Annotated in this window: 21 protein-coding genes; 14 read left to right on the top strand and 7 right to left on the bottom strand. The window is 53.2% G+C overall.

The genetic code is table 11. The features are described 5' to 3' along the window. The first annotated feature begins 104 nt into the window (after positions 1-104). Positions 105-1283, top strand: a complete 1179-nt coding sequence (gene xylR / locus H0248_RS01250) for a D-xylose utilization transcriptional activator XylR (protein WP_180784375.1) — start codon at positions 105-107, stop codon at positions 1281-1283. A 195-nt stretch (positions 1284-1478) separates the two neighbouring features. Here xylR and H0248_RS01245 read toward each other — a convergent pair whose 3' ends face one another. Next, positions 1479-2054 (bottom strand): DJ-1/PfpI family protein, encoded by a 576-nt coding sequence (locus H0248_RS01245; protein ID WP_010284196.1) that lies wholly within the window; start codon positions 2052-2054, stop codon positions 1479-1481. Between the two features lie 411 nt (positions 2055-2465). On the opposite strand from H0248_RS01245, the gene argG reads away from it, so the two are divergent. Together argG and carI are read left to right on the top strand one after the other, a co-directional pair. Next, entirely contained in the window at positions 2466-3812 is a 1347-nt protein-coding gene (gene argG / locus H0248_RS01240) for an argininosuccinate synthase (RefSeq protein ID WP_180784374.1), read from the top strand. Positions 3813-4079: 267 nt separating this feature from the next. After that, positions 4080-4730, top strand: coding sequence for an acyl-homoserine-lactone synthase CarI (gene carI, locus H0248_RS01235; protein WP_116156306.1), 651 nt, complete (start codon positions 4080-4082; stop codon positions 4728-4730). Here carI and H0248_RS01230 read toward each other — a convergent pair. The 3 genes from H0248_RS01230 to ftrA form a co-directional block, all read right to left on the bottom strand. Beyond that, positions 4714-5442 carry a LuxR family transcriptional regulator gene (locus H0248_RS01230; RefSeq protein ID WP_180784373.1) on the bottom strand — a complete coding sequence of 243 codons (729 nt, stop codon included), beginning with the start codon at positions 5440-5442 and terminating at the stop codon, positions 4714-4716. The genes carI and H0248_RS01230 overlap by 17 nt on opposite strands. A 334-nt stretch (positions 5443-5776) precedes the next feature. Further along, on the bottom strand, positions 5777-6979 hold the full coding sequence (pemB, locus tag H0248_RS01225; RefSeq protein ID WP_180784372.1) for a pectinesterase PemB: 1203 nt from the start codon (positions 6977-6979) through the stop codon (positions 5777-5779). 4 nt (positions 6980-6983) lie between these two features. Beyond that, positions 6984-7979, bottom strand: coding sequence for a transcriptional regulator FtrA (gene ftrA, locus H0248_RS01220; protein ID WP_180784371.1), 996 nt, complete (start codon positions 7977-7979; stop codon positions 6984-6986). Between the two features lie 119 nt (positions 7980-8098). On the opposite strand from ftrA, the gene H0248_RS01215 reads away from it, so the two are divergent. Beyond that, positions 8099-8488: a rhodanese-like domain-containing protein gene (locus H0248_RS01215; protein ID WP_180784370.1), complete on the top strand. Its 390-nt coding sequence runs from the start codon at positions 8099-8101 to the stop codon at positions 8486-8488. A 44-nt stretch (positions 8489-8532) separates the two neighbouring features. Here H0248_RS01215 and H0248_RS01210 read toward each other — a convergent pair whose 3' ends face one another. After that, on the bottom strand, positions 8533-8874 hold the full coding sequence (locus tag H0248_RS01210) for a GlpM family protein (RefSeq protein ID WP_180784369.1): 342 nt from the start codon (positions 8872-8874) through the stop codon (positions 8533-8535). A gap of 207 nt (positions 8875-9081) precedes the next feature. Between H0248_RS01210 and H0248_RS01205 the strand changes: the two genes are divergently transcribed. From H0248_RS01205 to H0248_RS01170, 8 genes are read left to right on the top strand one after another with little or no spacing between them, the layout of a single operon-like run. Further along, positions 9082-10089: a ketoacyl-ACP synthase III gene (locus H0248_RS01205; RefSeq protein WP_180784368.1), complete on the top strand. Its 1008-nt coding sequence runs from the start codon at positions 9082-9084 to the stop codon at positions 10087-10089. Further along, the gene (locus H0248_RS01200) at positions 10086-11129 is read left to right on the top strand and encodes an NAD-dependent epimerase/dehydratase family protein (protein WP_180784367.1); all 1044 of its coding nucleotides are present in this window, start codon (positions 10086-10088) and stop codon (positions 11127-11129) included. Before H0248_RS01205 ends, H0248_RS01200 begins: the two co-directional genes overlap by 4 nt. Continuing rightward, the gene (locus H0248_RS01195; RefSeq protein ID WP_180784366.1) at positions 11107-11913 is read left to right on the top strand and encodes an MBL fold metallo-hydrolase; all 807 of its coding nucleotides are present in this window, start codon (positions 11107-11109) and stop codon (positions 11911-11913) included. The genes H0248_RS01200 and H0248_RS01195 overlap by 23 nt, the downstream gene beginning before the upstream one ends. Then, the gene (locus H0248_RS01190; RefSeq protein WP_180784365.1) at positions 11910-13196 is read left to right on the top strand and encodes a F390 synthetase-related protein; all 1287 of its coding nucleotides are present in this window, start codon (positions 11910-11912) and stop codon (positions 13194-13196) included. The genes H0248_RS01195 and H0248_RS01190 overlap by 4 nt, the downstream gene beginning before the upstream one ends. Next, a complete protein-coding gene (locus H0248_RS01185; protein ID WP_180784364.1) occupies positions 13193-13849 on the top strand; it encodes a phosphatase PAP2 family protein in 657 nt (218 codons plus the stop codon). Before H0248_RS01190 ends, H0248_RS01185 begins: the two co-directional genes overlap by 4 nt. Positions 13850-13853: 4 nt before the next feature. Continuing rightward, a complete protein-coding gene (locus H0248_RS01180) occupies positions 13854-14978 on the top strand; it encodes a sterol desaturase family protein (RefSeq protein ID WP_180784363.1) in 1125 nt (374 codons plus the stop codon). After that, entirely contained in the window at positions 14971-16110 is a 1140-nt protein-coding gene (locus tag H0248_RS01175; protein ID WP_180784362.1) for a fatty acid desaturase family protein, read from the top strand. Before H0248_RS01180 ends, H0248_RS01175 begins: the two co-directional genes overlap by 8 nt. Then, positions 16110-17198: a fatty acid desaturase family protein gene (locus tag H0248_RS01170; RefSeq protein ID WP_180784429.1), complete on the top strand. Its 1089-nt coding sequence runs from the start codon at positions 16110-16112 to the stop codon at positions 17196-17198. Before H0248_RS01175 ends, H0248_RS01170 begins: the two co-directional genes overlap by 1 nt. 62 nt (positions 17199-17260) lie before the next feature. Here the strand turns inward: H0248_RS01170 and H0248_RS01165 are convergent, their stop codons facing one another. Together H0248_RS01165 and H0248_RS01160 are read right to left on the bottom strand one after the other, a co-directional pair. Then, the gene (locus H0248_RS01165; RefSeq protein WP_180784361.1) at positions 17261-17536 is read right to left on the bottom strand and encodes a type II toxin-antitoxin system RelE/ParE family toxin; all 276 of its coding nucleotides are present in this window, start codon (positions 17534-17536) and stop codon (positions 17261-17263) included. Then, positions 17536-17817, bottom strand: a complete 282-nt coding sequence (locus tag H0248_RS01160; protein ID WP_180784360.1) for a CopG family ribbon-helix-helix protein — start codon at positions 17815-17817, stop codon at positions 17536-17538. The genes H0248_RS01165 and H0248_RS01160 overlap by 1 nt, the downstream gene beginning before the upstream one ends. A 376-nt stretch (positions 17818-18193) precedes the next feature. Here H0248_RS01160 and aldA point away from each other — a divergent pair, with 376 nt between their 5' ends. Both aldA and lldD read left to right on the top strand, forming a co-directional pair. Beyond that, positions 18194-19633: an aldehyde dehydrogenase gene (aldA, locus tag H0248_RS01155; protein WP_100017814.1), complete on the top strand. Its 1440-nt coding sequence runs from the start codon at positions 18194-18196 to the stop codon at positions 19631-19633. Positions 19634-19753: 120 nt separating this feature from the next. Further along, positions 19754-20914: an FMN-dependent L-lactate dehydrogenase LldD gene (lldD, locus tag H0248_RS01150; RefSeq protein ID WP_180784359.1), complete on the top strand. Its 1161-nt coding sequence runs from the start codon at positions 19754-19756 to the stop codon at positions 20912-20914. Positions 20915-21008 lie beyond the last annotated feature (94 nt).

Here is a 21008-nt window from a genome sequence, read left to right as displayed (position 1 = left end):
CGGCTCGCAATAATCAGCGAATTATTTTGGCCTCTTGGGGCGCTGTGCTATTCAAGGAAGAAGACTTTATTCAAGGAACTTGCGATTAATGAGCGCCAACTGCCATGTTTGAAAAACGCTATCGCATCACGCTGCTGTTCAACGCCAATAAAGTGTATGACCGTCAGGTGGTTGAAGGCGTTGGCGAGTATTTACAGGCTTCCCAGTGCGACTGGGACATCTTCATCGAAGAGGATTTCCGCTGCCGCATTGATAACATCAAAGAGTGGCTGGGCGACGGCGTGATTGCCGATTTTGACGATGGCGAGATCAAGCGGCTACTACAGGATGTAAACGTGCCGCTGGTCGGGGTGGGCGGTTCCTACCATCAGCCCGAGGATTATCCGCCCGTGCATTATATCGCGACAGATAATTATGCACTGGTGGAAAGCGCGTTTATGCACCTCAAAGAGAAAGGGCTGAACCGCTTTGCTTTTTATGGCTTGCCGGCATCGGGCGGGAAAGGCTGGGCGCAGGAACGGGAGCACGCTTTCCGGCAGCTGGTTGCGGCAGAAAAGTATCAGGGCGTGGTGTATCAGGGAATGGAAACCTCGCCGGATAACTGGCAATACGCGCAAAATCGGCTGGCTGACTGGGTGCAGGGGTTACCGCCGCAGACGGGTATTATTGCGGTGACGGATTCCCGCGCGCGTCATCTGTTGCAGGTCTGCGAACACCTGAATATTGCCGTACCGGAAAAGCTGTGCGTCATCGGGATCGATAACGAAGATCTGATTCGCTACCTTTCACGTGTCGCGCTCTCGTCAGTGGCGCAGGGTACGCGGCAAATGGGGTATCGCGCAGCGAAACTGCTGCACCAACTGCTGTTGAATCAGGCCGATGTGCCGCTGCAACGTATTTTGGTGCCGCCGGTTCGGGTGGTTGAACGTCGCTCAACGGATTATCGCTCTGTGCACGATCCTGCCGTTATTCAGGCGATGCACTTTATTCGCTACCACGCTTGCAAAGGGATTAAGGTTGAGCAGGTGCTGGATGCGGTAGGGATTTCCCGCTCGAATCTGGAAAAACGCTTCAAAGACGAAGTCGGCCAGACCATTCACGGCATGATTCATGAGGAGAAGTTGGATCGGGCGCGTAGCTTGCTGATATCGACCTCGCTCTCGATTGGTGAGATCTCGTTGATGTGTGGCTATCCTTCGCTGCCCTATTTTTATGCCGTCTTTAAGAAAGGGTATGACATCACGCCGAAAGAGTACCGCGAGCGTTATGGAGAAGGTTATTGAGACTATTAATAAAAGTCATGTTGTTCACTTAAGCGTGGATTTAGGGGGAAACACGGTGATGAGGTTCCCGCAGGGATACCTTGCACCGTGGTAGCCCTCGGTATCTCGATTCTTAAACGATCGGCATTAGTTCATAAAAGAAGGTCACGCAGGAAGGCGCGACGGTGCGCGCCTTATCATTAGGTTGGTGAACAGTTACGCTGGCACGCGCCAGTAATCGTAATCGATGTGCTCAACCTGGAAGTTAGCGTTTTCTTTGTCACCGGTCAGACGGCTGGCGAGGGTAAAGGCAAAGTCGAATGTGACTCCCAGCCCTTTGCCGCTGATCAGATTGCCGTCTTCCACGACTTTCTCGTCAACATAAACGCCATCGGTCACGTCCTGCCATAAATTCCCGGAGCAAACGTAGCGGCGGCCTTTCAGCAGTTTGTTACCACCCAGCACGCGGGCGGCGGCGGAGCACAGTGGGCAAATCAGTTTTCCCGCGTCGTCGTGGCGACGAATAAACTCGACGACCATCGGGTTTGCGGCCAGATTTACTGTTCCCTGTGGGCCGCCAGGAATAACTACGGCATCAAACAGCGTGTCCTGATTTCTTTCCAGCAGAGCATCGGCAAACATGCGAATATTGTGATAACTGTGCAGCTCCAGTCTGTCATAGCATGACAGCATAGTGACTTCTATCTTCATACGGTGCAGTACATCAATCACCATAATCGCTTCTGCTTCTTCAAACCCAGGAGCCAGCAGAACGGCGACTTTCTTAGACATAGCATCTCCAGCAATATGCAAGGGAAGGTGTTAACCGCAAGAGAATAGCAAAGAAATATCGCCAAAATGAAATGGTGTTTTATTAATGTCGGGTGGGTCTCGTAAACGATTTTTCCTGCTTAGCCTGAAGAGAAGATAGCGCTATACTTGCTAACTTGGTCGTGAATTGGCCACGAATTTTTTTGCATGAAAGTATGACTCTTCTCTTCCTGTCCCGCCAAAAAGATGTTTAAATTATCACTCATTTATTTTGCATAAATATGCATTTGTGAGTATGTCGATGTTGGTCATCGACCGGCCCGTTTGATGCAGGATGTGCACAGGGTCCGAGCGCTCATGAGTGTATGGCGTAACATAATGGTGTGGGCGACTCAGCTTATCTCCAGAGATCTTTCGAGCAGGGATATATATATGACAACGATTCTCAAGCATCTTCCGGTTGGTCAGCGTATTGGTATTGCGTTCTCGGGTGGTCTGGATACCAGCGCTGCACTGCTTTGGATGCGTCAAAAAGGCGCGGTTCCTTATGCGTATACCGCGAACCTGGGGCAGCCAGACGAGGATGACTACGAGGAAATCCCACGTCGGGCTATGGAATACGGCGCAGAAAATGCTCGCCTGATCGATTGCCGTAAGCAACTGGTTGCTGAAGGTATCGCTGCGATTCAGTGTGGCGCATTCCACAACACGACGGCGGGCGTGACCTATTTCAACACCACGCCGCTGGGTCGTGCGGTTACCGGTACGATGCTGGTTGCTGCAATGAAAGAAGACGGCGTAAACATTTGGGGCGACGGCAGCACCTATAAAGGCAACGATATTGAGCGTTTCTATCGTTACGGCCTGCTGACCAATGCTGAACTGAAGATTTACAAGCCGTGGCTGGATACCGATTTCATTGATGAGCTGGGCGGCCGTCAGGAGATGTCCGAGTTTATGTCACAGGCAGGGTTCGGCTATAAAATGTCGGCCGAGAAAGCCTATTCCACCGATTCCAACATTCTGGGTGCGACGCATGAAGCGAAGGACCTGGAATTCCTGAATTCCAGCGTCAAAATCGTTAACCCGATTATGGGCGTGAAGTTCTGGGACGAGAACGTCAAAGTACCAGCAGAAGAAGTGACCATCCGTTTTGAACTCGGTCACCCGGTTTCGTTGAACGGCAAGACCTTTGCCGATGACGTTGAACTGATGCTGGAAGCGAACCGCATCGGCGGTCGTCACGGCCTGGGCATGAGCGATCAGATCGAAAACCGTATCATTGAAGCGAAAAGCCGCGGCATCTATGAAGCGCCGGGAATGGCACTGCTGCACATTGCCTATGAGCGTCTGGTTACCGGTATCCACAACGAAGACACCATCGAGCAATACCACGCCAATGGCCGTCAGTTGGGTCGTTTCTTGTATCAGGGGCGCTGGTTCGATTCTCAGGCACTGATGCTGCGTGATGCTTCTCAGCGTTGGATCGCCAGCGCCATCACTGGCGAGGTGACGCTGGAGCTGCGTCGTGGTAATGATTACTCCATCATGAACACTGTGTCTGACAATCTGACCTATAAGCCAGAGCGTCTGACCATGGAGAAAGGCGACTCGGTCTTCTCGCCAGATGACCGTATCGGCCAGTTGACCATGCGCAATCTGGATATCACGGATACGCGTGAAAAACTGTTTAATTATGCTGAAACGGGTTTGCTCTCTTCCTCCGCCAGTACGGGTCTGCCGCAGGTAGGACAACTGCAGGATAAAACAGAGAAATAACGCCCAGATTGGATAATATCAAAATCCGGAATCGTCTCTCGCTTCCGGATTTTTTTTATCCGTTTATCATATGTTTAGATTTGTTCTTCTCGCTGTATTTTTTCATGTGTGAACTCTTGCTGACAATGCAGGTTGCATCTGTACAACCGTCGTAGAAAGCGACAGAATACAATGACAATAAACCGAGATAATAATCTGAAAGCGAAGGAGCTGTGGGATGGCGTATCGTTTTTTGAGATTATGTATTAACTTTTCAATGGAGGAAAAATGTTAGAGATATTTGATGTAAATCACACCTTGTTGTCAGAAAAAAAATCAGAAGAGCTATTTACCCTAAGAAAAGAGACGTTTAAAGATCGACTGAATTGGGCCGTGCAATGTACTGATGGAATGGAATTTGATCAGTATGATAATAATAATACGACTTATCTTTTTGGCATAAAAGATAACACCGTTATCTGTAGTTTGAGGTTTATCGAAACAAAATACCCTAACATGATTACTGGAACATTTTTCCCTTACTTCAAGGAGATCAATATTCCTGATGGAAATTATCTTGAATCTAGTCGGTTCTTTGTCGATAAATCACGAGCGAAAGATATTCTCGGTAACGAATATCCGATTAGTTCGATGTTGTTTCTTTCGATGATTAATTATTCAAGGGATAAAGGTTATGATGGAATATATACAATAGTAAGCCACCCTATGCTGACGATATTAAAACGATCTGGCTGGGGAATTCGCGTGGTTGAACAAGGTTTGTCAGAAAAGGAAGAAAGAGTGTATTTGGTTTTTCTTCCGGTTGATGATGAGAATCAGGAAGCGTTGGCTCGTCGTATTAACCGCAGTGGGACATTCATGAGCAATGAACTGAAGCAGTGGCCTCTGCGAGTACCGGGTGCTATTGCACTGGCTTGATAAGCTGTAACTCAACGCCGAGCCTGATAGCATGCTTGGCGTTAAGAACCCCAAGTTTTTTCACAACGTTGCCAATATGAAATTTTACTGTGCTGGTTTTGATACCGAGAATAATCGCAACTTCCAGATAGGTTTTACCCATGCTAGCCCAGTAAAGAATTTCATTTTCTCTCTGAGAGAATATCTCTTTATTATCTGGTTTTTTTTTGCTTTCAACCATATCTCTACAAAGGGAGATGATTTTTTCATATGCTTCAATTAATAGCATCTGAAAGGTGTCTTTTTTTTCTTCAATGAATACGTCAACATCATCTGGATATGAGCTATCCACAATAATCGATAACATGGAAAGATTGTCTCCATGATCGTGAAGTACAAAAGTATACCCGTTGATAATATTATATTTTTTAGAGAGATCGAATATCTTGGCAAGCTGTAGTTTCGTGTTAATAACCAGGCTTTTATCCCAAGAGAAGGGCGATATTTTATTGAATGAAGCAAGAACCACAGGATCAATGTGTTGGTATTTGTTCTCCTTATATAGGTCAACCCATTCATCGGGATAACTGGAAATGATGATCATCTCAGAGGGGTTCTTTTTATTGAGAACCATAAATGAGAATTTGATGCCATCATAGTGATCCAAGTTTTCATTAAAATGACATTTGATTACCCTGCTTATTATTTCGCTGTTGGAGAATAATGGCGACATCTCATGACCTCGGTCTGAAGAATCAACATCCGTGTGACGGAAAAGTATATACCTACACCTGTACCTAAGTCTAATTGTTATGGGGGCGTGAAAAAACATACAATCTAATGACGATACTAAGGGCGTAAAGCAAAAGAAACAAACACCGCTCAGGATAAGCGTGATGATTCGCTAACATCAGGGAATGCGAATTAAGCAAGATTTATCAATAGTAAAATAACTTTTCCCTTCTATGGCCTGTATCGTTTTACAGGCCTATCAGACCTCAACCACATTAGTTTTCTTCTATAAGCAACATGTGCTTTTCGTATCATGCTATCCCTTTCGTTGTACCTCACGCCTCGTCGATATTATGGTATTCCCACAGCCGATTGAAATGCACATCGTTGAGATGGCGTGCTGAATCCGCGTTACCCGCAAAGGGCCGTGCGGTGGTTGCCGCAGCTCCCCACGGCCGTTCTCTGTCATAGCTAGCGTCAATCGTGCTGTCGCGAATCACTAACTGACCGTTTGCCGTCTGACTCGGCTGATATCCCGTCTGCCTTGCTCCCTGATCCCAGGCACGCCCCAGTTTGGCCTTTTTTCCTCCATTGAAGCCTTCGTCTCCCGTGAAACGACACGCCACTGCCAGAAAGCCGTATTGCACCCACGGCATGCTGTCAGGTGCGAAGACGTGAATATCTTTCGCTCCACGGCTGGAAACCGTATGAAAGTGGACGCGTTCGAATACCGCGGTCGCGCGCCCAAAAACGTAATCGACATCACCCTCAATGTAACTGTCTGTAATGTAGGCCCGGCTGTAGCGGTCCGTGACGTACTCATTCTGCAGGTTGCTGGTATTGACGAAAAACGTATCCTGACGACCGATGAGGCGGACCTTTTCAAGCTGAACCTTGTCGCCGTCGGTGCGCAGCGCCACGGCCTGATGGGCGCGATTATCTACGGAATCCAGCAAGGTATTCACCACCGTCAGGTTCTTCATCTGGAAATTGTCGCTTTGCGACCAGACCACGGCGGCACAAATGGTATCAATCGTGGCGTTTTGTTTTGATGCACAGAGATCGTACATATACCAGGCAGGATCGCCGGGCTGATATTCATCGTGTGGGTTCACCGTTTCCCGGTAGGTTGCCGGTGAAAACATCGAATCCAGCGCGAGTTGAATCACGACGTCATCCGGTTTTTCTCCCGCCCCACATAGCGTGAGCGGTGGCGCATCAGCGGGGATGTAGACCGTGCCGGTATAGGTGCCCGGCAGCAGTTTAATCTCAATCCGCGCCCGACCTTGTTGCGCCCGCAGCGCGGCGTTCACCGCCTGTTGAACATGAGCGTGCGTTGCACCATCCACCCCCACGTGCGGCCCGACAACCCAGGGCGTCGCCGGATCGACCTCAATCGGTGCGGGCTGCCAAACGTCAGCTTCTGTCTGAACATCGTGCCCACGCAGCGTGAAATAGTGTGGGAGCGTGAAGCGTTCGGCTTCCTGCGCGGAGAGAATGGGGCGATAAACTGTGCCGGGGTACGTCGTTTTTGTCATGATTTTATCCTCTCTTAGCGGCAAGATTATCTGGGATATGATTGGTTCTCTGCCCGAAACGCAACCGATAAGTTGAGGGCGTGAGCTGTAGCTGCTGGCGAAAATGATGGCGTAACGAGGCTGCGGTACCGAATCCTACCGTTTCGGCGATTTTCTCGATCGATAAGCGCGTGTTTTCCAGTAAATCGCGCGCGGTATTCAGCCGTTCTGCCAGTAACCAGCGCGCTGGCGTCGTACCCGTAGCGGCAGAAAAACGGCGAAGGAACGTGCGTGGACTCATACAGGAAATTGCCGCCAGTTTCGTAACGGAATACTCTTCCGCGAGGTTGGCGCGGACATGATCGATAAGCGGCCCGAGACGTGAGCGTTCGTAGTCGACCGGTACCGCTTTTTCAATATACTGTGCTTGCCCACCATCCCGATGCGGTGCGACTACCAATCGGCGAGCCACTTGATTGGCCGCTTTGCTGCCGTAATCCCGACGGATGAGATGCAGCCCCAGATCGATACCCGCAGCACTCCCGGCTGACGTAAGCATGGTTCCCTCATCAATATAAAGAACGTCTGGCTCGACGTTGATATCAGGATATTGCATTTTTAACGTGTCGCTGTAGCGCCAATGCGTCGTGGCGCGTCGCCCGGAAAGCAGGCCTGTCGCCGCGAGGACAAAAACGCCAGAACAGATAGAGAGCAGTCTGGCACCCTGCTGATGTGCTTGACGTAATGCATCGACCAGATGGGCGGGGACAGGCACATCACTGCCTTTCCAGCCGGGAATGATAATCGTCCCTGCCTGTGTCAACAGCTCAAGGCCACCATCGGCAACCACATGGATGCCACCCGTTGCCCGCATCGCACCACTGTCTAAACCCGCGACGGCAAACTGATACCAATTTTCACCCATTTCCGGACGTGGGAGGCCGAAGACTTCAACAGCGATACCAAATTCGAAGGTACACAAGCCATCATAAGCGAGTACGACAACAAGCGGATTGAACATCGATTTCCTCACCCCAATAACTTGTCATGATATTGACGATATATGGCAATAATGCCATCTGCCAGCCTTTATGTATCCGTTTTATAGTCGAGTCTCATTCCAATCAGTGAGAAAAATCGATGAGTTACGTGACTGACTATCCCTTTGCTGCTTCTGATATCGCCCTATCCCATTTTTCACGTCGTCTGTCTGTGGAAACAGACTGTGCGGATGTGGCGGGCTCGCTCTCTGACACTCAGCAGGACTTTGTGTTACTGCATGTGGTGGGGTCGACGAAGCACTTTAGCGCGCGCCATATACCGGGGGCGATTCATCTGCCGCACCGTGAAATTACACCTGAGCGTATGGCCGAGTGGCCCGCTGACACGCGGTTTGTCGTCTATTGCGCGGGACCACACTGTAATGGCGCAGATCAGGCGGCATTAAAGCTGGCACAACTCGGTCGTCCGGTAAAAATTATGATAGGGGGAATCACGGGATGGGAAGATGAGGGCTTTGCCTTCGCCTGATATTCCCTGCCTATGGCAGAGGTGGCCATCCCTTCTGCCAACCCCTAATTCCCCTGATACCACGCCCAAATTTTGACCAGCAGTGCCGCTGATACACTCCAACACACGACTGCCGCGAGCAGCGCCTGTGGCAATTTCATCCACGCGGTAAAGTAATAAAGTGAGATGAGATAAACCAGATAAGGAATAACGGACCAAATGCCAAACAGGATGGTGGCGCGCAGCGCTTCCAGTCCACGTTCGGTGCCAACGATATAATGGGCGATCAGCGCGAATGTAGGAAATAGCGGCACCAGCCCGGCAATATAATAGTTTCGGCTTTTTGCCAGGACGCTGATGAGCAATACGATCAGCGCGCCAATAACCGATTTGATAAACAATGACATAAGTATAACTTCTGGCTTAATTAAGCATCGCGAATACACAGAGAATAGCGAAAAAGTGTCGGGATGGAATAGAGTGACTGCACAGCTTAAGATTTCAATTCGTGGTGATTTCGTTATTCTTAGCAACAGAATGAATAAATACTGTACGTGATAGCCTGCTCGGTACAGCTAAAACGATAATAAATCTGGAAAGGATTGATATTGAAGATGCAACGTCACGCATTCACTAAGGGATTGGTTCCGCTAAAGATTATTTCTACCGGCAGCGCGCTTCCTGCGCAGCGGGTGACGTCGGCTGAATTAGATGCGCGGCTCAATAAGCCCGCCGGCTATGTCGAAAGTCGTTCAGGCATTATTTATCGCCACCATGCGGACAATCATGCCAGCCAGGCGGAACTCGGCGTGGCGGCGTTAAATGACGCGCTGGCGCGGGGTGTTATTCCGCCAGCGTCCATCGATCTGCTGCTGTTTGCTTCCGCGATTCCGATTCAGGCGCTGCCTTATAGCGCCAGTCATTTATTAAAAACGTCGTCCCTGCCAAAAGGGACGGCCAGTTTCGATATTAACAGCAGCTGCGTCAGCTTTATTTCCGCGCTTCAGGTGGCGGCTGGTCTGTTAAATACCGGCGCTTATCGACGCATTGCCATTGTGTCTACCGAACTGGCTTCGCGCGGTATCGATTGGGATGACGAAGAGTCGTCGCTGATTTTTGGCGATGGTGCCGCGTGTGCGATTGTCGAACGCGGCGATGGGCGCAGCGGTATTGCGGCGTGTCTGCTGGAAACCTACCCGAAGGGCAACGAACTGTGCCAGATCCGCGCTGGCGGCACCTTGCGTAACCCGCGTGCGGGGATGGAACTGCATGATTTTCTGTTCCATATGCAGGGGAAACGGCTCTTCAGGCAGGCTTCTGCCCTGATTGAAGGCTATCTGCAACGGCTGCTGGAGGCCAGCGGTTATTCGCTGGATCAGATGGCGGCGGTGGTTCCGCATCAGGCCAGCCACCTGTCGCTGGAACACATGCGTAAGCGACTGGCGATCCCGACCGAAAGGCTGATTGATATTTATCGCTATCACGGTAATCAGGTGGCGGCCTCGATTCCGACGGCGCTGCATCATGCCATCGTGACGCAGCGTCTGCCTGAGGGTGAACCCGCGATGCTGGTCGGTACGGCCGCTGGGTTGACGCTGGGCGGGATGGTATTGATCCCATGAGCGTCTTCGTCACGGGCGCGACCAGTGGACTGGGGCGTAATGCGGTGGAATGGCTGCTTCAGGCTGGGCATCAGGTGCTGGCGTGCGGGCGCGATCGCACGGTAGGCCGACAGCTTGAAGCACTCGGCGCGCAGTTTGTCGGTATCGATTTGGTGGACACCTCAGTAGACCAGTTTCGAACGCTGATGGCGGGCTGCGACATGGTCTGGCACTGTGCCGCGAAATCATCGCCGTGGGGCCAATATGATGATTTTCATCAGAATAATACCGAGGTGACAGCACGGCTGGCCGACGCTGCCGGTCAGTTAGGTATCCTGCGCTTTGTCCACATCTCCACGCCCGCGATTTACTTCGACTATCAGCACCACCTGAATATAGATGAAAGTTACCGCGCGGCGCGTTTTGCCAATCATTATGCGCAGACCAAATTTTTGGCGGAAGAACGGCTTCAGGCGCTGACCTTGCGCTACCCGCAAACCACCTATGTGATTCTGCGCCCGCGCGGCCTGTTTGGCCCCCATGACCGCGTGATTCTGCCGCGAGTGCTGGAACAGATCGCGGTGGGCGGTGGTGTGCTGCGGCTCCCGCGCGGCGGTGAGGCGCTGCTGGATCTGACGTTTGTCGGCAACGTGGTAGAAGCGATGGCGCTTGCCAGCCAGCGCACGGGGTTAGTGTCTGGCTCGGCGTATAACATCACCAATCATGAACCTGCCCGCCTTGCAGATATGCTTGAGCAACTGCTGGCCGGGCAACTGGGGATGAACTATCGCGTCAGGGCGGTGCCGTATTCGCTGTTGCACGCGGTGGCGGGTGGCATGGAGCTGTTCTCGTGGTTTAGCCGGAAAGAGCCGCTGCTGACGCGCTACAGTGCAGGCGCGGTGAATTTCGATATGACGCTCAGCGCGGAGAAAGCTAAGCAGGAGCTGGGGTATCAGCCGCGTTTCTCCCTTCAGCAGGGCATCGAGCTAACGGGTAACTGGTTCAACGCGCACCTTGCGCAGCAGAGGAATGGCGGGCATGGCTACTATTTCAACGTTTGAAGTCGGGTACTGTCTACATCCCGGCTGCATGGCGCTACGTGGCGCAGGGTGGAAAGTGTGCCGTTTTCCGGCACGCGTCTGGATGCTGGAAAGCCAGGGCAAGCGCTGGCTGTGGGACACCGGCTATGCCCAGCATTTTACCGATGCCACGCGATCGGGTTTGTTTCAGCTATACCGCAGAATGACGCCGGTGCATTTCGAGACGAAAGATGCGCTGATTCACCAGCTACACGGGCAGGGGATTCAACCGGCGGACATCGACGGTCTGATTATTTCCCATTTTCACGGCGACCATATTGCAGGGCTGCGGGATTTCCCCGATGTGCCGTTTATCTGTTCGGCGCTGGGATGGCAGCAGACGCGGAATCTGCGCGGTTTCGCGGCCTTGAAGCGGGCGTTTGTACCCGCGCTGATCCCCGAACATTTTGAGCAGGCGCTCCAGTTTGTCGAAAACTTCCCGCTTACCGACCTGCCAGCCGAGCTGGCACCGTTTACGCAAGGCTATGCGTTGCCGGGTAGCGATAAAGAGATCGTGCTGGTGCCGTTGCCCGGCCATGCTGCCGGACACCTCGGCGCATTTGTGCTGACGGAAAACGGCTGGGTGTTGCTGGCAAGTGATGCTGCCTGGTCGCCGCACAGTTATCGCGAAGGTCGTGGGCCGTCGCGATTGGCGAATCTGGTGATGGACGATCCAAAAGCCTATTACCACACGCTGGACCAACTGCACCAGTTGCACCTGAACGGGCAAATCGAGATTCGGCTGTGTCACGAGGGCGACCTATGATTCCGCTGATGACGCTCTGGCACTATTTCCGTGCCAGACGCCTCACCTTTGCCACTCGTCAGGCGCTTGAGCGCCATCAGCAGCGCCAGCTTTCTCGTTTTGCTCGACGGGTGCTGGCTCGCAGCCCCTATTTTCGACCTTACTGCCAGCTCCCCATGACATCCTGGCCGATGATGGATAAAGCCGTGATGATGGCCGAATTCGATCGGATGAACACCGCCGGGCTTAAGCGGGATGAACTGCTCGCCTGCGCGCGCCGCAGTGAGGACGATCGCGACTTCACGCCGAAGGTGAGTGGATTCAGCGTCGGGCTGTCGTCCGGCACCTCTGGGCAGCGCGGGTTATTTGCCGTCAGCCCACGCGAACAGCAGGTATGGGCGGGAGGCATGCTGGCGAAAATGCTGCCGGACGGGCTACGCGCTGGCGAGCGGGTGGCGCTGTTCCTGCGGGCGGATAACAATCTGTATCACAGCGTGGATAACCGCTGGCTCAGCCTGTCGTTTTACGATCTCTTTGCGCCGTTTTCCGAGCATATTTCGCGACTGGAAGCGTGGTCGCCCTCAATTATCGTCGCTCCCGCACAGGTGCTGCGCGAACTGGCGCTGGCGGTACAGCGCGGTGAGTTGCGGCTGACGGTCAAAAAGGTGATTTCCGTGGCCGAGGTGCTGGAACCGCAGGACAAGCAATTGCTCCAGCAGGTTTTCGGGCAGGTTGGGGAAGTGTATCAGGCGACGGAAGGCTTTCTGGCATCGACCTGCGAACACGGCACCTTGCATCTCAACGAAGAATTTATTCACATCGAGCCGCAGTGGCTGGATGACGAGCGCTTTACGCCCATCATCACCGATTTCACCCGCAGCACGCAGCCGATTGTGCGCTATCGGCTGGACGATGTGTTGGTGAAGCAAAAAACGCCCTGTGCGTGTGGTCGGGTGACGATGGCGATTGCCCGCATTGAAGGGCGCAGCGATGACAGCCTGAGACTGCCGAACAGTAACGGCGAGCCTCAGACCGTGTTTGCGGATCTCTGTAGCCGGATTATCGCCAATGCGCTGCCGCTGCATGCCGACTATCGACTGGTGCAGCAGGGAGACGCGATGCTGCATTTATCCGCCGCGTGCAGCCTGCCGGAGCTGGAAGCCTGTCGGGACAGCCTGTTGCAGCACTTTGCGTTGCAAGGCATTGACGTATCGCGGCTACGGTGGCAGTTAAGCGCCGGTGAGATTGCGCCGGCGTTTACGCAAAAGCGCAGACGGATTACCCGCCTGAAGGAGCGTGCATGAGGCTATTTCCGCAAAAAACGAGGCTGCTGCGGCTGAAAGCGCTGCTCTTCGGCTGGGGAACGGTCGGGGTGGTGTATCAACTGAGCGCGCAGTTTCAGGGGCGGGGAACGGTGCTGCCGACGTCGTTCGTTGATGAGTGGATTCCTTTTAGCGCTTCGGCGATCTGGCTGTATCTCTCGTTTTTCATCATCGTGCCGTTGTCTTACTTATCCTGCCCGATGACGCGTTTGGCGGGGCTACGCCGCGCAACGCAGCTTACCGCGCTGATCGCGGGCGCGGTGTATCTGATTTTTCCGACCACGATGGTATATCCGCAGGTCGTCGGTGACGATCTCTCCACGCGTGTGCTACAGCTTTTGCTGCGTATCGACTCGCCGCAGAATTGCCTGCCGTCGCTGCATATTGCACTAACGGTGCTGGCGGTATGGGCGATGAGCGATAGCCAACAGAAGGTGAAAACGGGCTTGTACCTGCTGTGGGGTGCGGCGATTGCCCTGTCTATCCTGCAATTGCGCCGCCATCTGTTCATCGATCTGGTGACGGGCGCGATGCTGGCGGGGATCGCTGGGTGGATTTTTCTGCGCAGCCGGGAGGTAGGAAAGGCCATGTTGCCACCGACTCCGTTGCCTAACGATAAGCGCCAGCAGGAATGACATTATGATCGATTTAGCATTACCCATTGTCTTCATGCTGGTTGTGGTGATTGGCGAAGCGCTGGTTTTACAGTGGATGCAGCGCGAGAAAGTGAACTGGCATGATGTGGTGTTCAACCTGAACTCAGGGCACATCATGCTGTGGCTTTTTCGCAGCGTGGAAATTTTTTGCTATGGCTATGTCGCGGCGCATTTCAGTTTTGGCTGGGTGGAAACCTGGCCGCCGGTGCTGATGTGGCTGTTCGCGCTACTCGCCTGGGATTTCGGTTTCTATTGGCTACACCGCCTGCACCATACCTTCGGCGTGCTGTGGGCGGTGCATGTGGTTCACCATCAGGGTGAACATTTTAATCTGTCGCTGGGCGTGCGTAACTCCTGGTATTCCTCGCTGACCTCGATTCCGTTCTTCCTGATTCTGGCGCTGCTCGGCGTTCCGCTGTATGTGTTCGTCACCGTTTCCATTCTGCATTACAGCGTTCAGCTCTTTAACCATAATGCGATGACGCCCAAACTGGGCTGGCTGGAAAAGGTGCTGGTGACGCCCGCACACCATCGCGTACATCACGTGAACGACCGTGCGTACGCCGATAAGAACTTCGGCGGCACCTTCATTTTTTGGGACAAACTGTTTGGCAGCTTTTGTCCGCAGTTGCCCGACACGCCTTTCCGCTACGGTGCAGGCAGAGAAACGCCATCGAATAATCCGTTTTGGGCCAGTAACCTGCCTTTTCTGTCGTACCTGAAACTGTCGGTGCGTCGTACGCGTCAGGCGACGTTTCACTGTACGCCGGTGGTGTTGATTGCCGGGGCGATGCTGCTGTTTGCGCTGGTGGTGGGATACGTCTACCTGTATGGCTACGGCTATGATGCCGCCGATCTGTCGCAGGCGGCGCTCTTCCTGCTGCTGGTGGCAGGTGCGGTTGCGCTGGGTGGGATTTCTGAAGGGCGGCGCTGGGGTATTTATGTTTGGCTAGCGGTGGTGCTGCTATTCCCTGCCGTGTTTCTTGTCTATCTGGGCTGGGAAGCGCTTTACTGGAAGATTGCGATGCTGATGCTGGCGCTGCACGGGCTGGCGATGGCAGCCGGCTGGGGCCGACGCCCTCTGACCGAGGAGCCTGAAAATGTCTAGTGTGCTTCCCACCAAACCGTATCCCGCGAAGGGCGAACAGGCTTTCCATCGGGCATTACAGCGGGAAACGTCGGCCTATCTCCGCGCTAATCACGATCATCGTTTTGCCGATAGCGGGCAGTTTGTGAAGGCCGGGATACTCTTTTTATGCTGCCTCGCCTGTTATGCCCTGAGCTTGATGCAGCAGGCGGCATGGGCGTTCTTCCTGAGCTATTTTGCTTTCATCATGCTGTCGATGTTATTGAATATCATCGTGAATCATGATGCTTCCCATAATACGTTTTTCCGTAATCGAACGCTCAACCGCATAGTCGGGCGCATCGTCACGTTGCCGTTAGGCATCGATCCTGACTACTGGCGCTTGCGTCATGTGGACTTCCACCACATCTATCCAAATGTGGAACATTACGATCTGGATACGGAAGAGAATGGGGTTTTCCGCCAAACGCCTTTTCAGCGCCACCGTCCCTACATGCGTTATCAGCACCTTTACTGGCCGCTGGTGGCCGCGTTCTCGCTCCCTTATATCGCCTGGATTTTTGATTGGGCCGATCGCTTGGGTAAAACCCCCGTCAATGCCCGTTCAGTACAGTTAGGCTACCGCGGATGGATGATTTTTATCGGCAGTAAAATCGGCCATATCCTGCTGTTATTGGTGATTCCTATCATGGTAGGAGCGGCACACGGCATTAGCCCAGGCATCGTGCTGTTAAGCTATTTGTTGGGGCAGATGTTGGCCTCGTTGCTGGTGGTATTTTTGCTGCTGGGCACGCACTGGGCGGAGGCGGAATTTTATGCCGTTACCGATACGGAAACGATGCCTCAGGGCTGGTATCAGCACAACTTTGCAACCGCCTGTGACTGGCTGCCGACGCCGCGCTGGCTTGAGCGCTGGACGGGAGGGCTGCACTTACATCTGACGCATCATCTTTTTCCGGGATGGCATCATCGTCATTATCCTGCGTTAGCCGATATCTTACGGCGTGTGGCCGCCGAGCATGGCATGAACTATCGCTGTATTACCTATCGTGAGTTACTGGCCAGTCAGCGCCGGTTTTTAAAATTGATGGGTGAAGGTAACGACCGGTGCACTGTGCAACGTGCCGTGGAACAGGGAAGGGAGGAAGGATGATGCCCGCACCGCTAAAGCCGCTCCGCTATGAACAAAGCCGCGATCTGGCGTTGCATCGGGCGTTGATGAAGGCGGCGAATGACTATCTGGCAGAAACGGGCGACCACCGTTTCGCCAATGCCGGATTTATCGGCAAGATGCTGTTTCTGGTAGCGCTGTGCCTGACGTTTTATGGTTTCAGCCTCTGGCAGACGACGCTGTGGGCTTTTGCGGGCTGCTACTTTGGCTTTATTTTTACCGCCATGTTTCTGGCGGTGAACGTGGTGCATGACGCCTCGCATAACGTCTTTTTCCAGCGACCGTGGGCGAATCGCCTGCTCAATATCGTCGTCAGCATTCCGCTCGGTATGGATTCCGACTGCTGGCGGGTGCGGCATGTGATTTTTCATCATGCGCACGTCAACGTGCAGCACTACGATTTGGATATCGAAGAGAACGGCGTCCTGCGGCAATCGCCCTACCATCGGTTTCGCTTTTTTATGCGTGCCCAGCGCTACTACTGGCCGATGGTGGCGTCGCTGACCTTCCCCTGCATCATCTGGTTTTTTGACTGGCTCGATCGGGCGGGGAAAACGCAGGTGACGCGCAATATGACATTTCAGGGCGTGAAGGGCTGGGGTGTGTTCCTGCTATCAAAAGCGCTGCATACCCTGCTGGCGCTGGCGATCCCCTATTGGCTGTTGTCACCGACCATCATTAGCGTTGGATCGCTGCTGCTGGTTTATTTGCTGAGCCAGATGCTGTCGTCGCTGATTTTTGTTGTCCTGATTCTGGGGTCGCATTGGGCAAAAGGGACGTTCTATCAGGCACCGGAAGACGGCTTATTCCGGCATGGGCGCTATCAGCACACCTTTGCCACCACGGTGGACTGGGCTACGCGGCCCGCCTGGCTTGGCTATTGGTTGGGGCAGCTCAACATGCATCTGACGCACCACATTTTCCCTAACTGGAATCATCGGCACTATCCCGCATTGTCGAAAATTATTGCGGACGTCGCCCCGCATTACGGTATTGATTATCAATGTATTACGTTGAAAGCGATTTTGGTTGAGCAGCAGCGCTTTCTTAAAAAGATGGGAAATGGCTAAAAATAGCCTGTTATCCATTTTTATCAATGCCTGAGATTGGTCATAGGCGGAGCCTTTCCATCTCAACGATTTTCTCTGGTATGCCATAGCCGCAGTACGTAGATGGTCGCATCAAGGATTTCATAACGAACCTCGTATTCTCCAACTAAAATCCGCCTAACCTCGCGTGGATCGAACTGGAACAACTGCTCTCCAATGCGTGGATTGGTGATCAGAGTGCTCGGGGACTGGGTTAACGCCTGTATCACTCGTTTCGCAGCAGGTTGATTAGCCAGAGCCAGAAATTCATACAGGCGTGCCAAATCTGATAGTGCTTTGCTGGTCCACTTAATTTCCATCAACGCGGCGCCGGCAGTTGCTGGTCGGTGCCAAGACTGTCAACCCAAGCCTGTACCGCTTGGTGATCGATAACTTGCCCCGCATCCACGTCTGCTAATGCCTCTTGGGTAAGTCGGTCTCGTTCCTCCTCTTGGGCGATCCAAGCGGAAAGCGCCTGTTTCATGATCCAGCCGCGTGAACGTTCAAGTCGAACTGCCATCTGGTCAATTTTTTCAGCCATCGGTAGTGGCACATGTGCGGTCAGTACTTTGGTGGTTGCTTGTGTCATGTTGCGCTTCATTTACCGACTCCAAATTATTTAATTCGATTCAAAATTAATCATAGTGATTTACATTAAATCAATCAAGGTAGTGTCAGTTTGAACTACACCCTATTATCAGGATGTACCTATCAAAACAGGCAATTTCACCGTTTAAATTTATTCCCACGTATCAGTCGGCAAACTCGCGATCCAAAATCTCCGATACTTTGCAAAAGTGTTACGTCAGGCGTGCGCAATATGACTTTTTTGCCATGTGCCAGACTGAGGTGGCAGCCATGAAAAGGTAAATGTCGCGCAGAACGCGCAGCATGGCAAAACTTCACAAAAAAAACGTGTTTCGTTAACAACTCGTTTATGCGTTGTATTTCCTTACCCTATTTTGGAGACGCCTGACATGAGCATCACCCAGAAACGTATGTACATCAACGGTGAGTTTGTTGAAAACAGAAGCGGGAAGTGGATTGATGTGGTGAACCCGGCCACAGAGCAGGTTATTTCACAGATTCCGGAAGGCTCCGCTGACGATGCGAAGAGAGCGATTGATGCGGCAGAAGCCGCACAGCCGGGCTGGGAAGCGCTGCCTGCGGTTGAACGCGGCGTTTGGCTGCACAAAATTGCCGACGGTATCCGCGAGCGCGAAGCCGAACTGACCGACACCATCATTGCGGAAGGTGGGAAAACGCACGGTTTGGCGCAGACGGAAGTGCTGTTTACTGCTGACTATCTTGACTACATGGCGGAGTGGGCGCGTCGTTACGAAGGTGAGATCATTCAGAGCGACCGCCCAAACGAAAACATCTTCGTCTTCCGCAAAGCGATTGGCGTCACGACCGGTATTCTGCCGTGGAACTTCCCTTTCTTCCTGATTGCGCGTAAAGCAGCACCGGCGCTGATCACCGGTAATACTATCGTCATCAAACCGAGCGAGATCACACCCAATAATGCGGTGATTTTCGCTGAAATCATTCACAAAATCGGTTTGCCGAAAGGCGTCATCAATTTTGTTACCGGCTACGGCCCGACGGTCGGGCAAGAGCTGGCTGCTAACCCGAAAGTCGGCATGGTCAGCCTGACCGGCAGCGTGGCAGCGGGCATTGCAACCATGACGGCAGCGGCGCAGAACGTCACCAAAGTGTCGCTGGAACTGGGCGGCAAAGCCCCAGCTATCGTAATGGACGATGCCGATCTCGATTTGGCGGTGAAAGCGATTGTCAGTTCCCGCGTCATCAACAGCGGGCAGGTGTGTAACTGCGCCGAGCGTGTTTACGTGCAGAAAGGCATTTATGACGAGTTTATCTCCCGTATTAAAACCGCGATGGAACAGGTGACTTTCGGCAATACGGCGGAGAAAAAAGCGCTGGATATGGGACCGCTGATCAGCGCCGCGGCGTTACAGCGTGTGGAAGACAAAGTGGCGAAAGCGGTATCGCAGGGCGCGAAAGTGCTGCTCGGCGGCCAGCGCGAAAGCGGCACGGGCTATTTCTATCCGCCTACGCTGCTGGTGGACGTCAAACAGGACATGCCGATCATGCACGAAGAGGTGTTTGGTCCGGTGCTGCCCGTCGCGACCTTCGACACGCTGGAAGAGGCAATTGCGATGGCGAACGACAGCGAATATGGCCTGACGTCGTCGATCTATACGCAAAACATCAACACCGCAATGAAGGCGCTGAAAGGGCTGAAATTCGGCGAAACCTACATCAACCGCGAGAACTTTGAGGCGATGCAGGGCTTCCATGCGGGTTGGCGTAAATCCGGTGTGGGTGGGGCGGACGGCAAACACGGCTTGCAGGAATACCTGCAAACGCATGTCGCGTACCTTCAATTTCACTAAAATCAGTTTCACTAACAGACAATTTCACTAAAAGTGGCTTCACTAGAAAGGTCATTTCATGCGCGGTCATTCTATTGACCGCAAGAATGGCACCAACAAGAAGAAGGATGGGAAAGGACGATGATCATCTCTGCTTCAACGGACTACCGGGCGGCGGCGCAGCGTAAGCTGCCGCCGTTTCTTTTCCACTACGTCGATGGCGGTGCATATGGCGAGCACACGCTCAGGCGTAATACCGCCGATCTGGCGGATATCGCGCTGCGTCAGCGTATCTTAAAAAATGTCTCCGACCTGAGTCTGGAAACGCAGTTGTTCGGCGAAAAGCTGGCGATGCCAGTGGTGTTGGCACCCGTTGGCCTGACTGGGATGTACGCCCGACGCGGCGAAGTCCAGGCTGCCCGTGCGGCGGCGCAGAAAGGGATTCCGTTTACCTTATCCACGGTTTCAGTCTGCCCGATTGAGGAAGTGGCACCTGCAATCAATCGTCCGATGTGGTTCCAGCTCTATGTGTTGAAAGATCGTGGTTTTATGCGTAATGCGCTGGAGCGTGCCCAAGCAGCAGGAGTGAAGACGCTGGTGTTTACCGTGGATATGCCGACACCGGGTGCGCGCTATCGCGATGCGCACTCTGGTATGAGCGGACCGAATGCAGCGGCGCGTCGTATTTTACAGGCCGTTACCCATCCACAGTGGGCATGGGACGTTGGCCTGAACGGTAAGCCGCACGATTTGGGGAACGTCTCCGCCTATCGCGGCACGCCGACAACGCTGGAAAACTATATCGGCTGGCTGGCCGAGAATTTCGATTCCTCTATTTCGTGGCAGGATTTGGCGTGGATCCGCGAGATGTGGAAAGGGCCGATGATCATCAAAGGCATTCTCGACCCCGAAGATGCCAAAGAAGCGGTGAAATTCGGTGCAGACGGCATCGTGGTCTCCAATCACGGCGGTCGACAACTGGACGGCGTGCTGTCAACGGCACATGCGCTGCCTGCCATCGCCGATGCGGTGAAAGGCGATATCACTATTCTGGCAGATTCCGGTATTCGTACTGGGCTGGACGTAGTGCGGATGATCGCGCTGGGCGCGGACGGCGTGATGCTCGGGCGCGCGTTTGTCTACGCGCTAGCGGCGGCGGGCGAGGCGGGTGTGGTTAACCTGCTGAACCTGATCGAAAAAGAGATGCGTGTGGCGATGACGCTCACGGGTGCCAAATCCATTGCCGATATCACCACAGACTCACTGGTGCAGGCGACCCAGCGGCGATGGGATGGCCTGTAAGCACGGATGACGTGGTGGGAGACAAAGTTGCATTACTGTCTCCGTACCACGTTTTCTTCGCCTGTTTTGCTTACTGGAGAGATTATTACCCTGC

Source organism: Pectobacterium brasiliense, from assembly GCF_013449685.1.
Lineage (GTDB): Bacteria > Pseudomonadota > Gammaproteobacteria > Enterobacterales > Enterobacteriaceae > Pectobacterium > Pectobacterium brasiliense_A.
The sequence above is the reverse complement of the archived record's forward strand: the minus strand, read 5'-3'. Positions and strand labels throughout refer to the sequence as shown.

Excerpts from the sequence above, each read along its gene's own strand:
- xylR (WP_180784375.1), top strand. The coding sequence starts at position 105 with ATGTTTGAAAAACGCTATCGCATCACGCTGCTGTTCAACGCCAATAAA.
- H0248_RS01245 (WP_010284196.1), bottom strand. The coding sequence starts at position 2,054 with ATGTCTAAGAAAGTCGCCGTTCTGCTGGCTCCTGGGTTTGAAGAAGCA.
- argG (WP_180784374.1), top strand. The coding sequence starts at position 2,466 with ATGACAACGATTCTCAAGCATCTTCCGGTTGGTCAGCGTATTGGTATT.
- carI (WP_116156306.1), top strand. The coding sequence starts at position 4,080 with ATGTTAGAGATATTTGATGTAAATCACACCTTGTTGTCAGAAAAAAAA.
- H0248_RS01230 (WP_180784373.1), bottom strand. The coding sequence starts at position 5,442 with ATGTCGCCATTATTCTCCAACAGCGAAATAATAAGCAGGGTAATCAAA.
- pemB (WP_180784372.1), bottom strand. The coding sequence starts at position 6,979 with ATGACAAAAACGACGTACCCCGGCACAGTTTATCGCCCCATTCTCTCC.
- ftrA (WP_180784371.1), bottom strand. The coding sequence starts at position 7,979 with ATGTTCAATCCGCTTGTTGTCGTACTCGCTTATGATGGCTTGTGTACC.
- H0248_RS01215 (WP_180784370.1), top strand. The coding sequence starts at position 8,099 with ATGAGTTACGTGACTGACTATCCCTTTGCTGCTTCTGATATCGCCCTA.
- H0248_RS01210 (WP_180784369.1), bottom strand. The coding sequence starts at position 8,874 with ATGTCATTGTTTATCAAATCGGTTATTGGCGCGCTGATCGTATTGCTC.
- H0248_RS01205 (WP_180784368.1), top strand. The coding sequence starts at position 9,082 with ATGCAACGTCACGCATTCACTAAGGGATTGGTTCCGCTAAAGATTATT.
- H0248_RS01200 (WP_180784367.1), top strand. The coding sequence starts at position 10,086 with ATGAGCGTCTTCGTCACGGGCGCGACCAGTGGACTGGGGCGTAATGCG.
- H0248_RS01195 (WP_180784366.1), top strand. The coding sequence starts at position 11,107 with ATGGCTACTATTTCAACGTTTGAAGTCGGGTACTGTCTACATCCCGGC.
- H0248_RS01190 (WP_180784365.1), top strand. The coding sequence starts at position 11,910 with ATGATTCCGCTGATGACGCTCTGGCACTATTTCCGTGCCAGACGCCTC.
- H0248_RS01185 (WP_180784364.1), top strand. The coding sequence starts at position 13,193 with ATGAGGCTATTTCCGCAAAAAACGAGGCTGCTGCGGCTGAAAGCGCTG.
- H0248_RS01180 (WP_180784363.1), top strand. The coding sequence starts at position 13,854 with ATGATCGATTTAGCATTACCCATTGTCTTCATGCTGGTTGTGGTGATT.
- H0248_RS01175 (WP_180784362.1), top strand. The coding sequence starts at position 14,971 with ATGTCTAGTGTGCTTCCCACCAAACCGTATCCCGCGAAGGGCGAACAG.
- H0248_RS01170 (WP_180784429.1), top strand. The coding sequence starts at position 16,110 with ATGCCCGCACCGCTAAAGCCGCTCCGCTATGAACAAAGCCGCGATCTG.
- H0248_RS01165 (WP_180784361.1), bottom strand. The coding sequence starts at position 17,536 with ATGGAAATTAAGTGGACCAGCAAAGCACTATCAGATTTGGCACGCCTG.
- H0248_RS01160 (WP_180784360.1), bottom strand. The coding sequence starts at position 17,817 with ATGAAGCGCAACATGACACAAGCAACCACCAAAGTACTGACCGCACAT.
- aldA (WP_100017814.1), top strand. The coding sequence starts at position 18,194 with ATGAGCATCACCCAGAAACGTATGTACATCAACGGTGAGTTTGTTGAA.
- lldD (WP_180784359.1), top strand. The coding sequence starts at position 19,754 with ATGATCATCTCTGCTTCAACGGACTACCGGGCGGCGGCGCAGCGTAAG.